Source organism: Streptomyces sp. NPDC059398 (assembly GCF_042751845.1).
Taxonomy (GTDB): domain Bacteria; phylum Actinomycetota; class Actinomycetes; order Streptomycetales; family Streptomycetaceae; genus Streptomyces.
In genome coordinates, this window is record NZ_JBHYWP010000192.1 from 1 (window position 1) to 4145 (window position 4145).

A 4145-nucleotide genomic window follows, 5' to 3' on the forward strand; every position below is an offset into this window, starting at 1 on the left:
GGGCCCGGCACAGGCGTACATCAGAGCCGGTCGAGGATCTTGTGCATCGTGTCGACTTCGGCCCGCTGGTTCTTCACCACGGCGGCGGCGAGCTTCTTGGCCCGGCTGTTGCGGCCCTTCTTCTGCTCGTCCTCGGCCATGGTGATCGCGCCCTTGTGGTGACCGATCATCATCTCGGTGAACCTCTTGTCGAAGTCCTTGCCCCTGGCCGCCTTGAGCCCGGCCATGTCCTGGGCGGACATCATGCCGGGCATGGTCTGGCCACTGCCGTGGTCCATGCCCGGCATGCTGTGGTCCATGGACGGGGAGGCCGGCTTGCCCCACGAGGAGAGCCAGCCCCGCATCGTGTTGATCTCGGGGCCCTGAGCCTTCTCGATGTCCCCGGCCAGGCTCTTGACCTCCGGGTCCGCTGCCCGGCTGTCGGCCAGCTCGGCCATCGAGACGGCCTGCTGGTGGTGCGGGATCATCATCTGCGCGAACGTCACGTCCGCCGCGTCGAAGTCCCCCGGCGCCGAGGCGGCAGGGCTGCTTCCGTGGTGCGCGTCATGTGCGGACGTGTGCTTCTCGCCGGAGCCGCAGGCCGTGAGCCCGAGAGCGAGAGCGGTGGCAACACCCGTGGCCAGGGCGGCACGACGGGGTGCGAGGGAGAGGGAGTGCGGGAGAACAGGCATGGCAGGTCTTTCCGGGTGGGCGCGCCCGGAGGCGCGCGGGTGAACGGGGACCGTTGCCGGGAAACGCCGACCGTGACGGCCGGGTCCGGCGCGGCCCTGTCACACCCGCGCGATACAGACCTGCAGCAGCAGACTTCGCCCGCTTCCCGGCGGGCCTCCTTTTCCGGTCCGGCCCAGGAGCACGGGGCGGCCGTTCAGCACCCGCGCGGCGAGGAGTGCGACGACGGCAAGGGCGCTGAGTCCGGCCTGCCTGAGCGAGGTGTGGTCACGCGCGGGGGTCGACACACAGACCGCGCCGCGCATCGGCTGCTCGGGGCCGGCCCGGAACGCGGTATCGGCCCGGAGACCGGGCCCGGAGTGAACAGTGGCCTCATGGGCGCCTGCGGACGTCATCGCGCGGGCGCCATGGCCGGAGGCCATCGCAGTGGCGCCAAGGCCACCGGGCATCACCGCGTTCCCGGAGGGCGCGCCGTGGCAACCGCCGGCCGCGGTGGCCGGAGCACCGTGCATGAGGAAGAGGCCGAAGAGCACCGCGCACACCGCGGCCAGCCGCGCAGTGGCGCGTCCGCGTGCGGCTCCCCTGCTCACCCGGCTCCCCACTCTCCGTATCCGGTGTCCGGCTTGGCGGCCGTTCCGGTTGGCTCCGGCGTTCCAGCCGTCCGAGCCGCTCTGGTTGGCTCCGGCGTTCCGGCTGTCCGCGCCGTTCCGGTTCGTCCGGGCGTTCCGTTCTGCCGGCGTGCGCTTGTCAAGGGCGGCTGCGACCGCCCGGCCCGACCATACCCCGGCGCGGTATTCAGCGCCCGGTCGGCCCCTGGCCCCGGCCCCGTGCACCGCCCAGTCCCCTGCCCGTACCGGCCTGGTCGCCGGGGTTCCGGCGGCGCCGCTAACGACACTGGTAACCGACATCGGTGCAGCCTTTGCACGGGTGGCCCCTGCTGAGGTTCACTGCCCGTCTCCGACCGCACAGGGGGACACGACGTGAGCAGCCACGATCATCACCATCCGGGCTCGGGCGACCACGGGCACAGCCACGGCGTGGCCCGGGACGCCGACCGCCGCTGGCTCGGCGCGGCGCTCACCCTGATCGTCGTCTTCATGGCAGGGGAGGTCGCCGTCGGGCTGGCGGCACACTCCCTGGCCCTGCTCTCCGACGCGGCCCACATGCTGACCGACGCCGCGTCCATCGTCCTGGCGCTGGTCGCGATGCGGCTGGCGGCCCGGCCCGCCCGGGGCGGCTACACGTTCGGCCTCAAGCGCGCCGAGATCCTCTCCGCCCAGGCCAACGGCATCACCCTGCTCGTACTCGCCGCATGGCTGGCCTACGAAGCGGTGCGCCGCCTGATCGACCCACCCCCGGTGACCGGCGGACCGGTCCTGGTCACCGCGCTCGTCGGGGTCGTCGTCAACCTCGTGGCCGCCTGGTGCATCTCCCGGGCGAACCGCAGCAGTCTCAACGTCGAGGGCGCCTACCAGCACATCCTCACCGACCTGTACGGCTTCATCGCCACCGCCGTCGCCGGTGTGGCCGTGCTGACCACGGGGTTCGAAAGGGCCGACGCCATCGCCACCCTGGTCGTGGTCGCGCTGATGCTCCGGGCCGGCACCGGTCTCGCCCGCGCCTCGGGCCGTATCTTCCTCGAAGCGGCGCCGGCGGGCACCGACCCCGACGTACTCGGCGACCAGCTCGCGGCCCAGGAAGGTGTCGTGGAGGTCCACGACCTGCACGTCTGGCAGATCAGCTCCGAGCAGACCGCCCTGTCCGCGCATGTGCTGGTCACCCGCGCCGGGGACTGCCATGCCGTACGCCGCGACCTCGAACGCCTTCTGGCCGACCAGTGGGCCATCACCCACACGACCCTCCAGGTCGACCACGCCCACGCGGTCGCGGCCGGACAGGAGCTCACCATCGGCTCCGCACCGCCGCCCGTGACCGGGGGCGGCGCCCACTGCGAGGACGCCCACGGCCCCACCCACCACGCGGGACCGCACGACCACTGATCCGGAACGGGCGGGGTGACGACCGGAGGGACAGGCGGGACGGGCAGGCCGAGCATCGGGGGAATACCCCCCTTGGGTATGGTGTTCCTGTGATCGGGAAGGCGGAGACCACAGGCAGCCCCTGTTCCGCCCCCGACCGGCCCACCCACAGCGATCCTTAAGGACGATGCGATGACCCCCCAGGCAGACTCCCGCTCCAGCGCCGCGACCGACATCACGGGCGGCCCTGTCACCACCACGTACCGGGTGTCGGGCATGACCTGCGGCCACTGCGAAGGAGCGGTAACGGAGGAGATCTCGGCCCTCTCCGGTGTCACCTCGGTCGAGGCCGCCGCCTCCACCGGCCAGGTCACGGTCACCTCCGCCGCGGCCCTGGACGACGAGGCCGTCCGCGCCGCCGTCGACGAGGCGGGCTACGAGCTCGCCGGCCGTCTCTGACGTTCCGTACCGCCCGGGGCCGCTCCGCCCCGGGCCCCGGATTCCACTCCGGTCCGTGCCGCCCCGCTGATACGGAAGCCGTACGCACCGGACTCCCCCAGGAGACCAGCAATGACCACTACGGTTCACGAGCACCCGGTGGCTCCGGCCGCCCAAGTCGAACTGTCCATCGGTGGAATGACCTGCGCGTCGTGTGCGGCGCGCGTCGAGAAGAAGCTCAACCGGCTGGACGGGGTCACCGCCACGGTCAACTTCGCCACCGAGAAGGCGAAGATCTCGTACGGCGGAGACCTGGACGTCTCGGACCTGATCGCCACCGTCGAGAAGACCGGCTACACCGCCGAGGAGCCCACGCCGCCGGCCGCCGAGCCGCGTACGGAGCCGGGACCCGCACCCGTCGGCGATGAACAGGCCGCACTCAGGCAGCGGTTGCTCGTCTCGCTGACGCTCTCCGTACCCGTCGTCCTGATGGCGATGGTGCCGGTCCTCCAGTTCGACAACTGGCAGTGGCTCTCCCTCACGCTCGCCGCGCCCGTCGTGGTCTGGGGCGCGCTGCCGTTCCACCGGGCCGCCTGGACCAACGCCCGGCACGGCGCGGCCACGATGGACACCCTCGTGTCCATCGGCACGCTCGCCGCGCTCGGCTGGTCCCTGTGGGCCCTGTTCTTCGGCCGGGCGGGGATGACCGGCATGCGGCACGGGTTCGAGTTCACCGTGGCGCGGGCGGACGGATCGTCCTCCATCTATCTGGAGGCCGCCGCCGGGGTGACCACGTTCATCCTCGCCGGCCGCTATCTGGAGGCGAAGTCCAAGCGGAAGGCGGGCGCCGCGCTGCGTGCGCTGCTTGAGCTGGGCGCCAAGGACGTGACCGTGCTCAGGGACGGCCGTGAGTCCCGGATCCCGGTCGCCGGGCTGGCGGTCGGCGACCGCTTCGTGGTGCGCCCCGGGGAGAAGATCGCCGCCGACGGCACCGTGGCCGAGGGGGGGGCGGGCGGGGGCGCGGGCGCGCGCTCGCGGGGTGGGGGGGCCGGCGCGGGG

Annotated in this window: 5 protein-coding genes; 3 read left to right on the forward strand and 2 right to left on the reverse strand. The window is 72.5% G+C overall.

Translation table 11 applies throughout. The features are described 5' to 3' along the window. Positions 1-20 precede the first annotated feature (20 nt). Positions 21-671, reverse strand: coding sequence for a DUF305 domain-containing protein (locus ACFXBC_RS34775; RefSeq protein ID WP_385034025.1), 651 nt, complete (start codon positions 669-671; stop codon positions 21-23). A gap of 99 nt (positions 672-770) precedes the next feature. Continuing rightward, positions 771-1259 (reverse strand): hypothetical protein, encoded by a 489-nt coding sequence (locus ACFXBC_RS34780; protein WP_385034028.1) that lies wholly within the window; start codon positions 1257-1259, stop codon positions 771-773. A gap of 390 nt (positions 1260-1649) precedes the next feature. Between ACFXBC_RS34780 and ACFXBC_RS34785 the strand changes: the two genes are divergently transcribed. The 3 genes from ACFXBC_RS34785 to ACFXBC_RS34795 all read left to right on the forward strand — a co-directional run. Next, positions 1650-2669: a cation diffusion facilitator family transporter gene (locus ACFXBC_RS34785; protein WP_385034031.1), complete on the forward strand. Its 1020-nt coding sequence runs from the start codon at positions 1650-1652 to the stop codon at positions 2667-2669. A 171-nt stretch (positions 2670-2840) separates the two neighbouring features. Beyond that, complete coding sequence (locus tag ACFXBC_RS34790; protein WP_385034034.1) at positions 2841-3107, forward strand: heavy-metal-associated domain-containing protein; 267 nt, start codon at positions 2841-2843, stop codon at positions 3105-3107. Between the two features lie 111 nt (positions 3108-3218). Further along, the coding region (locus tag ACFXBC_RS34795; RefSeq protein ID WP_385034037.1) for a heavy metal translocating P-type ATPase at positions 3219-4145 on the forward strand (927 nt) is incomplete at its 3' end.